17 protein-coding genes are annotated in these 14,213 nt (G+C 42.5%); 7 read left to right on the top strand and 10 right to left on the bottom strand.

Annotated elements, in window-relative coordinates:
• Positions 1–27 precede the first annotated feature (27 nt).
• Positions 28–630, top strand: coding sequence for a DUF2059 domain-containing protein (locus ACL6C3_RS15920; RefSeq protein ID WP_413168213.1), 603 nt, complete (start codon positions 28–30; stop codon positions 628–630).
• 38 nt (positions 631–668) lie between these two features.
• Here ACL6C3_RS15920 and ACL6C3_RS15915 read toward each other — a convergent pair whose 3' ends face one another.
• The 3 genes from ACL6C3_RS15915 to ACL6C3_RS15905 all read right to left on the bottom strand — a co-directional run bounded on the left by ACL6C3_RS15915 (position 669) and on the right by ACL6C3_RS15905 (position 3,649).
• A complete protein-coding gene (locus tag ACL6C3_RS15915; protein ID WP_413168212.1) occupies positions 669–2,090 on the bottom strand; it encodes a dihydrolipoyl dehydrogenase family protein in 1,422 nt (473 codons plus the stop codon).
• 103 nt (positions 2,091–2,193) lie between these two features.
• Positions 2,194–2,673, bottom strand: a complete 480-nt coding sequence (locus ACL6C3_RS15910) for an ABA4-like family protein (protein WP_413168211.1) — start codon at positions 2,671–2,673, stop codon at positions 2,194–2,196.
• Between the two features lie 133 nt (positions 2,674–2,806).
• Complete coding sequence (locus ACL6C3_RS15905; protein WP_413168210.1) at positions 2,807–3,649, bottom strand: hypothetical protein; 843 nt, start codon at positions 3,647–3,649, stop codon at positions 2,807–2,809.
• A gap of 346 nt (positions 3,650–3,995) precedes the next feature.
• Here ACL6C3_RS15905 and ACL6C3_RS15900 point away from each other — a divergent pair, with 346 nt between their 5' ends.
• On the top strand, positions 3,996–4,481 hold the full coding sequence (locus ACL6C3_RS15900) for an N-acetyltransferase family protein (protein WP_413168209.1): 486 nt from the start codon (positions 3,996–3,998) through the stop codon (positions 4,479–4,481).
• 364 nt (positions 4,482–4,845) lie between these two features.
• On the opposite strand, the gene hisS is transcribed toward ACL6C3_RS15900, so the two are convergent.
• The 3 genes from hisS to ACL6C3_RS15885 all read right to left on the bottom strand — a co-directional run bounded on the left by hisS (position 4,846) and on the right by ACL6C3_RS15885 (position 6,949).
• Positions 4,846–6,147 (bottom strand): histidine--tRNA ligase, encoded by a 1,302-nt coding sequence (gene hisS, locus ACL6C3_RS15895; protein WP_413168208.1) that lies wholly within the window; start codon positions 6,145–6,147, stop codon positions 4,846–4,848.
• Between the two features lie 153 nt (positions 6,148–6,300).
• Positions 6,301–6,630, bottom strand: a complete 330-nt coding sequence (locus ACL6C3_RS15890) for a hypothetical protein (protein WP_413168207.1) — start codon at positions 6,628–6,630, stop codon at positions 6,301–6,303.
• Positions 6,631–6,646: 16 nt separating this feature from the next.
• Complete coding sequence (locus tag ACL6C3_RS15885; protein ID WP_413168206.1) at positions 6,647–6,949, bottom strand: helix-turn-helix domain-containing protein; 303 nt, start codon at positions 6,947–6,949, stop codon at positions 6,647–6,649.
• Positions 6,950–7,109: 160 nt separating this feature from the next.
• Between ACL6C3_RS15885 and ACL6C3_RS15880 the strand changes: the two genes are divergently transcribed.
• The gene (locus ACL6C3_RS15880) at positions 7,110–8,078 is read left to right on the top strand and encodes a carbohydrate kinase family protein (protein WP_413168342.1); all 969 of its coding nucleotides are present in this window, start codon (positions 7,110–7,112) and stop codon (positions 8,076–8,078) included.
• Positions 8,079–8,500: 422 nt separating this feature from the next.
• On the opposite strand, the gene ACL6C3_RS15875 is transcribed toward ACL6C3_RS15880, so the two are convergent.
• Both ACL6C3_RS15875 and ACL6C3_RS15870 read right to left on the bottom strand, forming a co-directional pair.
• Entirely contained in the window at positions 8,501–8,983 is a 483-nt protein-coding gene (locus tag ACL6C3_RS15875) for a gluconokinase (RefSeq protein WP_413168205.1), read from the bottom strand.
• A 37-nt stretch (positions 8,984–9,020) separates the two neighbouring features.
• On the bottom strand, positions 9,021–9,842 hold the full coding sequence (locus ACL6C3_RS15870; protein WP_413168204.1) for an endonuclease/exonuclease/phosphatase family protein: 822 nt from the start codon (positions 9,840–9,842) through the stop codon (positions 9,021–9,023).
• A 158-nt stretch (positions 9,843–10,000) separates the two neighbouring features.
• Here ACL6C3_RS15870 and ACL6C3_RS15865 point away from each other — a divergent pair, with 158 nt between their 5' ends.
• Both ACL6C3_RS15865 and ACL6C3_RS15860 read left to right on the top strand, forming a co-directional pair.
• Positions 10,001–10,486 (top strand): CYTH domain-containing protein, encoded by a 486-nt coding sequence (locus ACL6C3_RS15865; protein ID WP_413168203.1) that lies wholly within the window; start codon positions 10,001–10,003, stop codon positions 10,484–10,486.
• Positions 10,476–10,922: a T3SS (YopN, CesT) and YbjN peptide-binding chaperone 1 gene (locus ACL6C3_RS15860; RefSeq protein ID WP_413168201.1), complete on the top strand. Its 447-nt coding sequence runs from the start codon at positions 10,476–10,478 to the stop codon at positions 10,920–10,922. Before ACL6C3_RS15865 ends, ACL6C3_RS15860 begins: the two co-directional genes overlap by 11 nt.
• A 38-nt stretch (positions 10,923–10,960) precedes the next feature.
• Here ACL6C3_RS15860 and ACL6C3_RS15855 read toward each other — a convergent pair whose 3' ends face one another.
• Positions 10,961–11,536 carry a GNAT family N-acetyltransferase gene (locus ACL6C3_RS15855; RefSeq protein WP_413168199.1) on the bottom strand — a complete coding sequence of 192 codons (576 nt, stop codon included), beginning with the start codon at positions 11,534–11,536 and terminating at the stop codon, positions 10,961–10,963.
• A gap of 256 nt (positions 11,537–11,792) precedes the next feature.
• Here ACL6C3_RS15855 and ACL6C3_RS15850 point away from each other — a divergent pair, with 256 nt between their 5' ends.
• Positions 11,793–12,620 carry a calcium-binding protein gene (locus ACL6C3_RS15850; RefSeq protein WP_413168198.1) on the top strand — a complete coding sequence of 276 codons (828 nt, stop codon included), beginning with the start codon at positions 11,793–11,795 and terminating at the stop codon, positions 12,618–12,620.
• 129 nt (positions 12,621–12,749) lie between these two features.
• On the opposite strand, the gene ACL6C3_RS15845 is transcribed toward ACL6C3_RS15850, so the two are convergent.
• Positions 12,750–13,052, bottom strand: coding sequence for a hypothetical protein (locus ACL6C3_RS15845; RefSeq protein ID WP_413168197.1), 303 nt, complete (start codon positions 13,050–13,052; stop codon positions 12,750–12,752).
• A gap of 361 nt (positions 13,053–13,413) precedes the next feature.
• On the opposite strand from ACL6C3_RS15845, the gene ACL6C3_RS15840 reads away from it, so the two are divergent.
• Entirely contained in the window at positions 13,414–13,899 is a 486-nt protein-coding gene (locus ACL6C3_RS15840) for a hypothetical protein (RefSeq protein WP_413168196.1), read from the top strand.
• The last annotated feature ends 314 nt before the right edge of the window (positions 13,900–14,213 follow it).

The raw sequence follows: 14,213 nt of genomic DNA, 5'->3' as shown, positions 1-14,213 counted from the left end.
AAAATCACTGGCAACTTAAATATTATCATGTTTAAGCGGATCTTATTCATTGGTTTAATCTCCTCTTCGTTTCTTCTATGTCCTGAAGTTTCCAAGGCTCAAAATTCCCCTCGTTCTTCTCAACCGGGAGTGAGAGTATCTCAGAGAATTTCCGAAAGTAAACGACAACTGATTGAAGAATTTCTCGAACTGACGGGAGGAGAAAGAACGTTTCGGCAAGTTAGCGAAGCCATGTTGTCTCAAATGGAACAACAATTTGGCGCCATGTTAAGTTCAGATTTGGCCGGAGCGGAACAACTTTCACCCCAAGAACGTCAACGAATTGTCGCCAATCTCAGCCAAGAAATGAACCGAATTACCCAAAAATATAATCGGTTGTTTCTCGAACGGGTGGACTATCAACAAATTGTTGAAGAAGTATATTATCCCCTGTATGATAAATACTTTACCGAAGAAGATTTGCGGGTATTAATTGATTTTTACAAAAGTCCGACCGGACAAAAAACCATTGAAGTTATGCCCCAATTATTGCAAGAATCGATTCAACGCACAACTCAAGTAATCGGGCCAACAATTACCGGGATTATGCAAGAGATTATCGCCGAAGAATTGGAACGTTTTAACCGATGATCTCGAATCTAGATGAGGTTTTTCTGGGTTCGGTTTGGTTAAAATGAACGCCGCCAGTTGAAGAACTTTTCTAATAGATTTTGTTGCCATTTATTTTGAGCAAACTTCTGTTTTTTCAACAGCAATCCGGCTTTACTATTAACCTCTGATAACGTCGGATAAATATGAATCCCCGTCAAAGCAGAAACCTTTAAATTGTTCGACATTGCCAGCACAATTTCATGGATTAATTCTCCGGCTGACGGCCCGACCAAATGAGCGCCTAAAATCTCACCATTTCCCCGTGTTATAATCTTTGCAAACCCTTGAGTTTTACCCTCAGCTTGGGCGCGATCTACACCGGAAAAAGGCTGTTTTAACACATAAACATCCTTACCGTAGCGTTGAAGGGCTTGTTTTTCAGTTAACCCAACTCGGGCTAATTCGGGGTCGGTAAATGTCGCCCAAGGGATAACTCGATAGTTGGCTTTACTCACCGGAAAAAATAGGGCATTTGTTAACACAACTACCGCTTCATATCCCGCAACGTGAGTAAATTGATAGCCGCCAATAACATCCCCACAAGCATAAATTCGGGGGTTGGTGGTTTGCAGTTTATCATTAACTTGAATTCCGCCCTTTCCAACCGCAACCCCTGCGGCTTCTAAATTTAAAGATTCTACATTGGGAACCCGCCCAACGGCGAGTAAGATTTCATCGGCAATAATGGTATTTTCTCCGGCTTTAATGTGTTTTTTACCGTCTTTGAATTCGACTTGTTCGGCGCGAGTTTGAGTGAAGATTTTAATTCCTTCTGAAATCAGTTGTTCTTGGACAACTTGGGCGGCTTCCGGGTCTTCTTTTTGTAATAGATAATCCCCGCTTTCAATGAGGGTGACATTTGAACCCAACCGAGAAAAAGCCTGTCCCAATTCGCACCCGACCGGACCCCCGCCAATAATCACAAAATTCTCGGGACGTTCTTGCAGAGAAAAGACGTTTTCATTGGTTAAAAAACCCGCTTCTGTTAAACCGGGAATGGGCGGAATGGCGGGTCTAGAACCGGTAGAAATAACAAACGCCCGGGCTTTGAGTTGGCGTCCGTTGACTTCAAAAGTCTGGCGATCGCTAAATTTTCCTTCTCCAAAAATCACCTCGACTCCCAACCCTCTAAACCGTTCCGGCGAGTCGTGGGGTTCGATGGTTTTAATCACATTTTGAACGTGGTTGGCGGCTTTAGAAAAATCGATTTTGGGGTGTTCGGTATAGATGCCAAAACGGGCGGCATTTTTGACTTCGTAGGCGACTCTAGACGCATGAATTAAAGATTTACTGGGAACGCAACCAAACCACAAACAATCCCCTCCCAAGCGATCGCGTTCAACCAGTGCAACTTTTGCTTTTAATTGGGCGGCTGCACTGGCGACAACCAACCCTCCCGAACCGCCCCCAATAATCACTAAATCGTATTCAACCGCCATAATTTTAACCCCAGTTTGTTGTTTGAATTGATTCTCTTATTTCATCTTAACAAGCTGAATTTTCTCTGAGAAATCACTGGGTATAAGTTAAAATTTTTTGGGCTTAAGATTGTTGGGCGGGAGAAATCTTGGCGGATGTGGGTTCAGTTTCCGAACCGGGGAAAAATTTCTGCTTGATCCAGGTGGTCAGGATATGAGATAATAATCCCATTGGTCCTGCAAATAGACACAAAGCCAGAGAATGTATTGTCCAAATTCCGGTTTTTTGTCCTTCTAAATAGATATAACGTCCGACAAATAAATCCATCACTAAAAAGTGAATCCATCCCGTCGCCGCAGCGGTTTCATCGGCAAAAAATCGGGCGATATCTGCTAATTTGGGATCGGATAATGCCGCAGCGTTTTCTGGGGTAATACTGCTGACAAATAAATAGATATAGACCCCAGCCAGCAGGACAAAGGGAATATAGGATTGCATGACTTTTCGGGTAATTCCCCAGTTGGGCAGAATAATCATTAAGGCCCAGAACGGCAGGACAAACAGGTTGGCGCCCGTGAAAATTTGTTCGATGGGAATCAGCATTTTTTGCAGTGTTTTGAGAGAAGTTGCGTTATTATTTTATCATTTTTTTTCAATTTTTCAACCCCGACAGCATTTCCATCAGTTTGACGGTTTTAATTAACTTTTAAAAAAGGCTTTATTTTAAAGTCTAACTTCATTCGCCGTCGAGACGATATTCTCGAAAGTTTTCTTGAGAATTTCCATTAATTCTTAATACCGCTATCGGTTGGTCTTGGGGATTTTTAACGACATAATACCAAGTAAACCCGGTGCGATCATTAATCACATTTAAAAGTTCGGGTTTTCCGGAAAATGCGGCTTGAATAGCCCGTTCATATTCTTTGGCTACAAAAGTCCGTTCAAAGCCTTTTTCTTTTTCAAAACTCCACCCAGGAGCATAACTCCAAATCACTGTTTCATCTTCAGTATCCGGTAAATATAAGGTCATATTATTAATGAAAGATAACCCTCTAATACTTATAATTAAGTCGTGCAAAGATAGCGGTACATTATTGCGGGGCGGTGCGGTAATTTGACTAACTTGTTGCACCCATTTATTTTGTAAACTATTCATTTGTTCGGCGGCAATTTCTTTAAACACTCGGGTGCGATGAACGGTAATCCGATGATTAACCAAAGAAAGAACACCAATTAAAGCCGAAAATACCGAAACTAATCCCACCATATACAGCAGATAAGTTGTTTTGGGGGCTTCAGGAATAACGCTGGAACTATCTAAATCTGGATTTCGTTTTAAAGAACCAATTGCGCCAACAATTTCTTGAATTCCCAAGACAAAAGTGATCGCCACCCCAAACAGACTTAAAGACACACTCGCCCAAAATATTCCCATTAAAACCGCTTCTACTTTGGCGCTAAAAATATCCCAATTGAGAATTTCGTCAAAGATTCCTAACACAACTAAAGTCGCACCAACCAATAAAAGGGCGATGGTGGTTGCTACGGTGAATGATAAGATTTTAATGCGTCGTTTCATTAATTAATTCTCCGATTAATTCTTCCCAGAAAACGGTTCTAAAATCAAGGTTAAGATTTGGCTGATGCTTCAAAAATCAATGCTATGTTACATCCTATAGTGATTGTAGGTCTAAAAAGCCATGACTGGACACGAACTTTTATTGTTAGGATTGCTTCTATTACCGGGTATGGCACTGTCAATCCTGATTATCGGAACGTTTGCGGCTGGAGGTTAATCCAGTGTTGAATGAGGGAGGCGGATGTCTCCCTTTGAGCATTAATTTTTAAGAAGTTTTAACTCATTTTGGGTTTCGTGTCTCAACCCAACCGACGGCACCCGATTAATATCATTACAATTCTAACCGGTGATTGAAATTCGACCAGCAACCGAGTCAGATTTTGAGGAAATTTGGCTAATTTTTTCTGAGGTTGTCAGTCGGGGAGATACTTATGCTTTCTCACCGAAGACCTCAAAATCCGAAGCCGAACAAATTTGGATGAAAGTCCCGCAAATTACCTATGTTGCGGCGAATCTTGATAACATTTTAGGAACGTATTATCTCAAACCCAACCAACCGGGACTCGGTTCCCACGTCTGTAACGCCGGGTTTATGGTCGCCGCATCCGCACGGGGTCAAGGAATTGGGAGATTAATGGGGGAACATTCGTTAAAAACCGCCCGAAATTTGGGGTTTAAAGCGATGCAATTTAATTTTGTAGTGAGTACAAACCAACGGGCGGTTAAATTGTGGAAAAAGTTAGGATTTCAAATTGTCGGAACTTTACCCAATGCTTTTTTACATCAAGAATTGGGTTTTGTTGATGTTTATGTGATGTATCAAGAATTGTAATTTGATGATTATTTTAGCCTAAACTTTAACCGACATTTTAACATTATTTTTTAAAAATAAACCCCAAAGAAAAAATAAGGGGCTTCAGCCCCTCCATTAAACTAACATAAATTCGACCAATAGAAAAAACCCCTCTCCAAACCTCTCCATTAATAAATAGTCCTGAATAGGACACTATTTCCCTCACCTTGTAGGAGAGGGTAGGGTGAGGTGGAGAGAGGCTTTAAAATCTTAATTTTTCTGGGTTGAGCTTTAAAGATATTTAAGCCCCTCCCCGCCTCGGAGAGGGGTTTGGGGAGAGGTCGAGAGGGGAGTAAATAGAGAGGGTTAAATTGGCGGGGATGAGGTTGAGTTTAACAGATAACTAAGTTGAACTGTTAACAGTTTGGGACTGTTTTTGTGCTTGAATTTGTGAGCGAATTTCCTCCATTTTTGTGAGCAGTTCGGATTGGGAAATCGTATTTTGTTCTCCGGTTTTCAACCATTTCAAATTGGCGGTTTGATTGGCGGCTTCTGCGTCTCCCAACACCAAACAAGCCACCGCCCCGCTGCGGTCAGCCCGTTTAAACTGTTTACCAAAAGCGCTCCCACTCAAATCAATTTCTACACTAAAATTAGCATGGCGCAATTTTTGAGCTAAAATAATCGCTTGACTTTCGGCTAATTCTCCGCGAGAAACGATGTAAAAATCGAGTTCAGACTGAGGAATAGTGTGCATTTGCTGCAACAGCAAAATTAACCGTTCTAAACCCATCGCCCAACCAACAGCCGGCGTATCCGGGCCACCGAGTTCTTGAACTAAACCATCATACCGTCCGCCTCCACAAACCGTTGCTTGGGCGCCGAGATCATCGGAGATAATTTCAAAGGCGGTATGAGTGTAATAATCCAGCCCCCGAACCAAACGGGGATTGAGAGTATAACTAATCCCTAATCCGGCTAATAATTGCTGTACCTTTTCAAAATGAGTGCGGGATTTTTCACCCAAATAATCGATAATACTGGGTGCATTTTGAGCAATTTCTTGAGTGCGTTTGTCCTTGCTATCGAGAATCCTTAAAGGATTGCGGGAAAGACGATCTTGAGAATCGGGATCGAGTTCATCTTTGTAAGGCGTTAAATAATCAATTAACGCTTGGCGATAACGCCCCCGATCTTCTAAATCTCCGACAGAATTTAAGTCCAGGTGGAGATTTTTTAACCCCAACCCCTGTAAAATATCGGTGGCGATCGCAATCACTTCCACATCGGCACGGGGATCGTTACTTCCGAGAACCTCGACACCCAATTGATGAAATTGGCGCTGTCGTCCGGCTTGGGGGCGTTCATAGCGAAACATCGGCCCCGTGTACCAGAGACGTTGAACCCCCCCGACATGGAGTTTATTTTCAATATAGCTGCGGACAACTCCGGCCGTTCCCTCCGGTCGCAGGGTAATCGAACGATCGCCGCGATCGCTAAAAGTATACATTTCCTTACCGACCACATCGGTGGCTTCCCCAATTCCCCGTTCAAACAAGCTAGTTTGTTCAAAGATGGGGGTGCGAATTTCGAGATAATTGGCTTTGCTGAGGAGATTTTTGGCAATAGACTCCACCCATTGCCAGTAACCCGCCTCCTCCGGCAAAATATCCCTTGTTCCGCGTATAGCTTGAATTCGTTCCATCTCTACAGTTATCAGTTATCAGTAGTCAAAAGGCACTCTTGCAACAGTTTTTTCCCCACACCCGACACCCGACACCTATTAACTGGTGAGGTGGTTAGGGCGGGTTTATGTAAGTTATTCCTGGGAAAACATAAATTCATGTCGAACCCGCCCCTACAACACTGGTGACTGGTGACTGGTAATGAGTGACTGAAAAACCTCCCATTTGCCATAGCGATCGCCATAATAAGCCAAAATCCGATCGACCTGTTGACGAATGCCAGGGGTGGCATTGTCTGGAAATTGTAACCAAAGACTTCCCACTTGACTGCGTTTGTAGTCAAATGGAGGTGGTGAGGGTTCACCAACACTTGAAGCCGGGTTTAAACCCGTTTGTACCCCCTCTACCTGACGCAAATGAGCCGCCACTTCTCGGTAGACGGCGAACGGTAAGCGGGGGCATTTGATTTGATAGCGCAGTTGTTTTGAGTTGGCTGTCTCCATCAACGCTTTTGTGAGTTTAGTTGCTTGACTCGACGGAAACCTGCTGTTCTTCGGCCTGTTGGGATGGTTCAGGCAAAAGACAACAGTTGATGTTATCCAGACATACTTTACCCCATTGCAACGCCCAACGCACCAAGGCGACTCGGTTATCGGTCTCGGTTTTGGTGAGAATATTGCTGATGTGGTTGTCCACGGTCCGCTTGCTGATTTCTAGCCGCTCGGCAATTTCCTGATTTGTTAACCCGCTCGCTACCAGATCGACAACCTGTAATTCCCGCTCTGAAAGGGAAACGGGGGTGTGAGACTTGCTATGCGCCATAACGATTTCCTATCTCTGCATAATTACCTATTTATAATTCTAAGAGGTGAACTATAAATTAAGAACGAACCGTTAAGTAAGAATTAATTTTTGTTATTTCTAACCTCCCGGATTTTGACTATCCTATCTTTGTCTCTAAGCACAATTCTCTATGATTATGATCAATCCTGCTCGTGTTCTTTGCATAGGTGAAATTTTATTTGATTGTTTAGCCGATCAACCGGGGCGATCGCTCGAACAGGTTGCATCTTGGACGGCTTATCCCGGCGGCGCCCCCGCTAATGTCGCTTGTGGCTTAGTCAAACTCGGAATTCCTACGGGTTTGATCTCCGCAGTCGGAATGGATGAAGCGGGGATGCAGCTTGTACAATTGTTGCGACAGGTGGGCGTACAAACCACCGGAATTCAACAGTACCCCGCCCCCACCCGGAAGGTTTTTGTCTTGCGTTCCGATCGCGGTGAACGGGAGTTTGCCGGTTTTGGAAAAATTCCGACCCATGAGTTCGCCGATACTCACCTGCAAGCCCGCCAAATTCCTGAAAGCTTATTTGTTGATGCTGATTTTCTCGTTTTGGGAACGATCGCTCTGGCTTATCCCCAATCTCGCGAAGCCTGTATTCATGCTCTACAAATGGCCGATCGCTATAATCTGAAAATCTTGGTTGATCTTAATTGGCGCCCGGTTTTTTGGTCGAATCCTTTGGATGCAAGGCGCTTGATTCCCGACTTGCTCAAACAGGTTGATTTTGTTAAAGTTTCAACCGAAGAAGCTCAACTGTTTTTTGATACCACCGACCCGATTTCTATTCATTCTCAACTCGATTCGGTTGAAGGCGTGATGATTACTGATGGTGAAAAGGGGTGTTCTTATTCTCTAGGAGAATTTCAGGGGAAAATACCCGCTTTTCCGGTTAATGTTGTTGATACAACCGGCGCCGGAGATGCTTTTGTTGCCGGCTTTATTCATCAACTCTATCAGTATGGAATTCGGGGATTAAATAACCCCGAAACGATTAAGAAAATGATCGCTTATGCCAGCGCTGTCGGGGCTTTAACGGTGACTAAACCGGGGGCGATCGCCGCTCAACCCACATCGGAGGAAGTTGAAGCTTTTCTGAAATCTATCTAAAGAAAAATTCCTCTGCTTTTATTTCCCTTCCCTCTCGACCCCTCTATAATCTCCCCTACAAGGGGAAATACAATTGTCCCCTCTCGACCCCCCAATCCCCCCGGCTTCGCCACCCCCCTTTTTAAGGGGGGATCAAGGGGGGATCAAGGGCAGGGCCGTTTCGTTCTAGCCCTAAAACTTGATTTGTGGGGAGGTGGGGAGGTAGGGAGGTAGGGAGATTGGGAGAATTTTTATTAATAAAAAGTTATTTTTCATCAGAAAAAAGACCTCTCCCCACCACCCCATCACCCCATCCCCCCAATCCCCCCGGCTTCGCCACCCCCCTTTTTAAGGGGGGATCAAGGGGGGATAGAGAGGGTTAGGGAGAAGTCGTTGGGGGAGAGGTCGAGAGGTCGTTGGGGGTGAGTTTAATTCTATCAGCTTCAATTCAAAACTTTTTTGATTTCTTGTACAATCTCTGCGGGAGTTTGGGAAATATCCACCCAAATTCCCACAATTGGTTCTTCTAAGTCTTCAAATTGACTTTTGAGTAAGTTGGCTTTCATAAAGTGATCTTGACGTTTTTTCATTCGTTCTTCAATCAGTTCAAACGATCCTTTTAAATAGACTAATTCCATTTGTTCGGAATCTCGCCACAGCATTTGACGATATTTTTCTTTCAAACCCGAACAAGTCAACACAACATTTTGCTTTTCTTGTAACCACCGATCAATTGCGGCTTGCATTTTTTCCAGCCAAGGCTGACGATCTTCATCGGTTAGAGGAATATTATTAGCCATTTTTCTAATATTTTCATCGGAATGAAATTCATCCGCATCTCTAAACTGAAAATTGAGAGTCTCAGCCAATTTTTGACCGATGGTTGTTTTTCCTGAACCGGAAACGCCCATCACTAAAATAATCATGTTTCCCAACAAAATAACCTCTGATTATTATTATAAATCAAGGTTGAACTTTCGGTAAAACAAAGGTCGCTTGTACGGGTCGGTGATCGCTTTTTTGGGGCGTATCTGGACAATAATCCGCTTCGGGATAGAGGATTTTAGAAGAAGCAGATATCGGTTTAGGGCGACTAGAAATAAACACAAAATCTAACACCGTATTATAGCGGGTGCTACAGTGGGTCGCAATGATTTCTTGAGGACGAACCCAAGTAAAAACATCATTTTCGGTTAATAAATCATAACCCGGATCGCGTTTAGAATCCCCATTTTTGACATCCCAATCAAAGTTATAATCTCCCACCGCAATAATCGGAAGTGTCTGTTTTTGCGCCCATCGGTTCAGTAAACGGGCTTGTTCGTGGCGACTTCGGTCATTGGTTCGATACAAATGATTCACCATAAATAAAAATTCTTGTCCGGTTGATTTCACTTGAAAATGTCCGACCAAAGCCGCACGAACTGACCCGCCAATATTGATTTGATTCAGTTCCTCTTTTTTGATCAGATTTAATTGATTGCTATTATAAACAATAGCCAGTTTATCCGCATTTCCGGTGGTTCCTAACAAAGATTTAAAATCCGCTTGGTTATTGATTTCGATAGCACTTTCAAACCGATCCGCCCAAGACTGATTCTGAACTTCGGAAAATCCCCACAGATCAACCCCTCGAATCGGTTTAATATATTGATTAGCAATATAATTCGGGTCGGCATCTCCAGACTCGACATTAAAGCCAATTACCGAGAGTTGAGTCGCGGACTGACAGCCACTCAGCAGAGTCAAAAGAACAATGAACAGGGGAATAAATCGATATCGCATGATCGCCGTTTAAAAGAGGGTGAAATATGATAATCTAACCAAATAGGAGCAATCGCAGTCGGGGAGATGGGGCTTGATTCAAATCAATCTGTATTGCAACAGGAACACTCAGAAGGTGACATCTCCTCTAGGTTATTTTAATTCTAAATTATCGTAAAATGGGAATTGAAATCGAACGAAAATTTTTGGTCAAAGGCGATCGCTGGCGAGATTTGGCCATCGGTGTACTCTACTGTCAGGGCTACATTTCCAGCGAAAAAGGGCGCACCGTCCGGGTTAGAATTATTGGAAATCAGGGTTATTTAACCATAAAAGGGCCTGTAGCCAGTCGAGTTCGCTCCGAGTTTGAGTATGTTATTCCCGTCGAAGATGCGGAAGAAATGTTACAAACGTTGTGCGATCGCCCCTTCATTGAAAAGAACCGACATAAAATTTCTTTTGGGGATTTAATTTGGGAAGTTGACGAATTTTTTGGAGACAATCAAGGTTTAATTTTAGCCGAAGTTGAACTGACAGACCCCAATCAAATCATTGAAATTCCCGACTGGATCGGCGAAGAAGTTTCCCACGATCCTCGGTATTTTAACTCAAACTTAGTCAAACATCCTTACTCTCAATGGGAGGAAAATCAACATGATGTTTAAAACCGAAGCCCAAGAAAACTGCTATCACAAAATTTTGGGCTGGATGGATGAATTGTTCGAGAATTATCCTTGGGAAAAGTTGGATGAACCGGGATTTGGTTTATTTCTCGGTTCGGCTTGGGTGGAAGTGTTAATTAGTCCTTGGGAAGAAGACGAAACGGTGATTAAAACCCTGTCAAAAGTTGTGATTGATGCCAAAATTACACCCGAATTAACGAGTTTTTTACTGCAAGAAAATTCAGAAATGATGTTTGGGGCGTTTTCAATTAATCGCTCCGGTGAAATCCTGTTTGGTCATAGTATTGTCGGTTCAACCTGCGATCCCGAAGAGTTAGAAGCATCCGTTCTGACTGTCTTAGAAGTTTCCGATGATTATGACGATAAAATAATTCAGACTTGGGGTGGAAAACGCGCCCTAGATATTGCACCCTGTTAGATTGATTGGATGAAATTTAAGACCGGATTCAAATTAAATTAGTCGGGAAATTGCCAGTTAGAATTAATTAAGCTGGTGAGAATATGATCTTCCCATTCTCCGTTAATCATAACATAATCTTGACAAAAGCCATCCACGCGAAAACCCAAGCGTTTTAACAGCTTTCCACTGCGTTGGTTGTGGGGAATATAAGCCGCAGTAATTCGGCGGAAATTTAACGCATTAAATACATAATCAATCGCCACTGTTAACGCTTCGCTCATGTAGCCTTTTCCCTGTTGAGAAGCGGCTAAACTATACCCCAACGTACAAGAATAAGACATTCCCCGAATAAAGTTAGCAAAATTAGCCGCTCCGATAATTTCACTCGGGTTTTCTCGGTTAAATAAAAACAGTTTACAAGCGCGATCGCCCCCAAATTCCATCAAACGCTGACTCACTTCACAACACCAATATTGTTCGGTGTAAAACTCCGGGGTTCTCAACGGTTCAAAAGGGGTTAAATGTTGTTTGTTTTCCTGATAATATCTCAGAATTTCGGGAACATCTTCCGTCGTTGCTAAACGAAGAATGAGTCTTTCCGTTTCCAGTTGAGGAGGGGTGCGTTCGCTCATCAATTTTTCTTTAACTCAATCATCGGTTCAATTATAAATTTTTATTGTTCGCCCGAACCGAATATTTCAAAAAAAATTAATCTAATCCTTAACTGCAACTCCGCTCATTAAAACCCCCAAACGCTAAAAAGTTTAACCCAATGATCTTAGAACAATTAATCAAGAATGTTTTGCGAATTCTTGCGGGAAATAAATCTCATGCTAGAATCGAAAAGTTGACTCATTTGACCAGATAGATTTTACGGGAGAACTACAAATGGCCGAATTCAATATTTCCGTTTCTTTGGGGAGTCCAAACCCATTTGTTGGAACACCGGAAAATGATATTCTTAGAGTTCAAACTCCAGACGATGGAATTTCTTACACCCTAGATGGAGCGTTAGGAAATGATGCGATCGACGCGGGAAATGGAAATGATCGTTTACTGGGGAATATAGGAAGTGATGTATTGCAGGGTTTCCAAGGAAATGACACCCTATTTGGGATGGAAGGAAATGATAGTCTTATTCCGGGTGATGGAAATGATTTAATTTTCGGAAATGAAGGGAATGATACTTTTTTTACAACCAGCGGAAATGATACAGTTTATGGCGGAAAAGATAACGATAGTCTAATTGGTGGAAGTAATAATATTGTCTTTGGAAACTTAGGAAATGATACGATTTTTATTGATGTTGGAAGTACCCTATTTGGCGGACAGGGTAATGATTCTTTAGAGGGAATTTCAGGAAATCAAACCTTATCAGGAGATAAAGGTCAAGATACCTTAAGAGGAGGTGGAGGAAACGATCTGTTTCTGATCGCTAATATTGGTGCTGAGGATGCAGATATTATTACTGAGTTTGAGTTGGGTCAAGATAGAATAGCACTCGGCGGACTCTCATTTCAACAACTGACGATTAGTACAAGTTCGCGTTCCGAGGTTGATAGTATTTTCGGTGGGGGAGCGTCTGGGGCTTTTTCTAGCAATATTTTAGAGGTCTTAAAAGTTGAAGCAAACGGAGAACTTGTGGCGTTCGTTGGGGGAGATCAAGTTGATTTTATTCAGCAGTTTGAACAGCCTCAAAACTTCACGATTATCTAATAATATGATGTCCGGTTAATTAATGCGTGTTATCGGGGCGGGTTTACCTTAATCTCAGAGTCGTAGTAAAGATCGCAGGCCTGAACCCGCTCCTACGCTATCGAATTTTTCAAACCCTAAACATTCAATTTAATCTCCCCGATTTCCGTCACCACCCCAGGGATTTTCACAGAAAAGTTTACGCACCTCAAAACTCAAATTCGCTTCTTCCGCTTTTTTTTGTAAATATCGAATATCTCTGGTGCGTCGGACCCTGGCTCGGGCGCGAGTTGAACCGCCACTGTTGACATAAATCCAGTCACTATCGCCCATTTTATACTTATAATTACAGATAAAATTACCCGCAGCAGGCCCCTCAAACCGAACGGGAGGTATGGGTAACGGACTCGCAGAAAGTAAGGGAACCGCCAGAAATAAAGAGAATAGATTCATCCTTTTGAATGCTAAAACAACTATAATTATAAGATTGTATCAGAACCAATCTCGGCGATCTCAGGGCTGCTATCGTTCACAAATGTTTTCAAAAAAAGGCTCAACAATTGTTCGCATTAGTGATAAGATCGTCTCGGTCACTGGGAATGCAGTTGTTCTCTCATTCTCTATTTATTGACGCACTTCCAATCAAAACCGATGGGAACCCTTGGCCCAATCCTATCCGTAAAGCTGTAACAGTTGATGTCAGCATGATAGACGAGGGAGCCGACCCGAACTCAAAAAAATTGCCATAAAAACTTCTATTTTTGGCTTTTATACTGTATATTATGATGACGGAGCGTTACAAGAGAAATGGGTTATGACTCTCTATGAAATCAAGAAAAAAATTGCCCAACTTTTGGCCTGTCATCCCGATGATATAACGACCTCATATATTAAGTCTGTCATGCGGCAGTTCGGATATCTTTTGGACTTACGAACTAAAGCATCTTGGCTAAAAACACTCCAAATCTTAACCGATTACTTTACCGAACAAGACCGGGTGTTTATGGGAACCGGAATGAATTGTGTGAGGCGAAATCCCTTTTACAATTTTAGTCATATTCCCCAAGGAAAAAACTGTTATTATCATCAAGAAAGTAACTGGAATATTACCCATAAATTGCAATACTGCGACCCCTCATTTGGGGCGTTTACTCGGGATGTTTGGATTATTTTTATTCCCGATAGAGCGGTTTATGAAATTCGACGCATTCGTTTGCGTCGCGAATATCTAGACGGCAGATATGAAGAAACAATTTATGATTATACCCCTTCTAAAGTAACAGCAATGACCACTTGTTAAGGGCGCGATCAAACATCAATTCTAAGCGATTAATGAACAGAAAACGGTCAACATTCGCAAAACTAGACGCCCTGGGGAGGGAAGGGAAAAATCGGCACGGGTTTTTGAATCTCTATCAACCGTATAGAAAATTAATATTACTCAGATGAACTTTTTTGATTGTCATCTGGTATGATTGTGCAATAATAATCACACAACCGCTTGTTTGGCGATCGCGATCCGGGGGTAGCTTGAGTAACTAACCTATCCCCGAATTCGAGTATCCGCATTTTTTTTATAGTCAGGCATCAAGATTAAAAACAATTGAAGTGAAT

This window comes from Capilliphycus salinus ALCB114379 (assembly GCF_047276495.1).
Taxonomy (GTDB): domain Bacteria; phylum Cyanobacteriota; class Cyanobacteriia; order Cyanobacteriales; family Microcoleaceae; genus Capilliphycus; species Capilliphycus salinus.
Note: the sequence above shows the minus strand (reverse complement) of the source record. Positions and strands in the feature narration are given on the sequence as shown.

What these genes read in the sequence shown, in the direction of transcription:
- hisS (WP_413168208.1), bottom strand. Translation starts at nt 6,147, where the DNA reads ATGGAACGAATTCAAGCTATACGCGGAACAAGGGATATTTTGCCGGAG.
- ACL6C3_RS15890 (WP_413168207.1), bottom strand. Translation starts at nt 6,630, where the DNA reads ATGGAGACAGCCAACTCAAAACAACTGCGCTATCAAATCAAATGCCCC.
- ACL6C3_RS15850 (WP_413168198.1), top strand. Translation starts at nt 11,793, where the DNA reads ATGGCCGAATTCAATATTTCCGTTTCTTTGGGGAGTCCAAACCCATTT.
- ACL6C3_RS15845 (WP_413168197.1), bottom strand. Translation starts at nt 13,052, where the DNA reads ATGAATCTATTCTCTTTATTTCTGGCGGTTCCCTTACTTTCTGCGAGT.
- ACL6C3_RS15910 (WP_413168211.1), bottom strand. Translation starts at nt 2,673, where the DNA reads ATGCTGATTCCCATCGAACAAATTTTCACGGGCGCCAACCTGTTTGTC.
- ACL6C3_RS15860 (WP_413168201.1), top strand. Translation starts at nt 10,476, where the DNA reads ATGATGTTTAAAACCGAAGCCCAAGAAAACTGCTATCACAAAATTTTG.
- ACL6C3_RS15870 (WP_413168204.1), bottom strand. Translation starts at nt 9,842, where the DNA reads ATGCGATATCGATTTATTCCCCTGTTCATTGTTCTTTTGACTCTGCTG.
- ACL6C3_RS15915 (WP_413168212.1), bottom strand. Translation starts at nt 2,090, where the DNA reads ATGGCGGTTGAATACGATTTAGTGATTATTGGGGGCGGTTCGGGAGGG.
- ACL6C3_RS15885 (WP_413168206.1), bottom strand. Translation starts at nt 6,949, where the DNA reads ATGGCGCATAGCAAGTCTCACACCCCCGTTTCCCTTTCAGAGCGGGAA.
- ACL6C3_RS15905 (WP_413168210.1), bottom strand. Translation starts at nt 3,649, where the DNA reads ATGAAACGACGCATTAAAATCTTATCATTCACCGTAGCAACCACCATC.
- ACL6C3_RS15840 (WP_413168196.1), top strand. Translation starts at nt 13,414, where the DNA reads ATGACTCTCTATGAAATCAAGAAAAAAATTGCCCAACTTTTGGCCTGT.
- ACL6C3_RS15855 (WP_413168199.1), bottom strand. Translation starts at nt 11,536, where the DNA reads ATGAGCGAACGCACCCCTCCTCAACTGGAAACGGAAAGACTCATTCTT.
- ACL6C3_RS15875 (WP_413168205.1), bottom strand. Translation starts at nt 8,983, where the DNA reads ATGATTATTTTAGTGATGGGCGTTTCCGGTTCAGGAAAAACAACCATC.
- ACL6C3_RS15865 (WP_413168203.1), top strand. Translation starts at nt 10,001, where the DNA reads ATGGGAATTGAAATCGAACGAAAATTTTTGGTCAAAGGCGATCGCTGG.
- ACL6C3_RS15920 (WP_413168213.1), top strand. Translation starts at nt 28, where the DNA reads ATGTTTAAGCGGATCTTATTCATTGGTTTAATCTCCTCTTCGTTTCTT.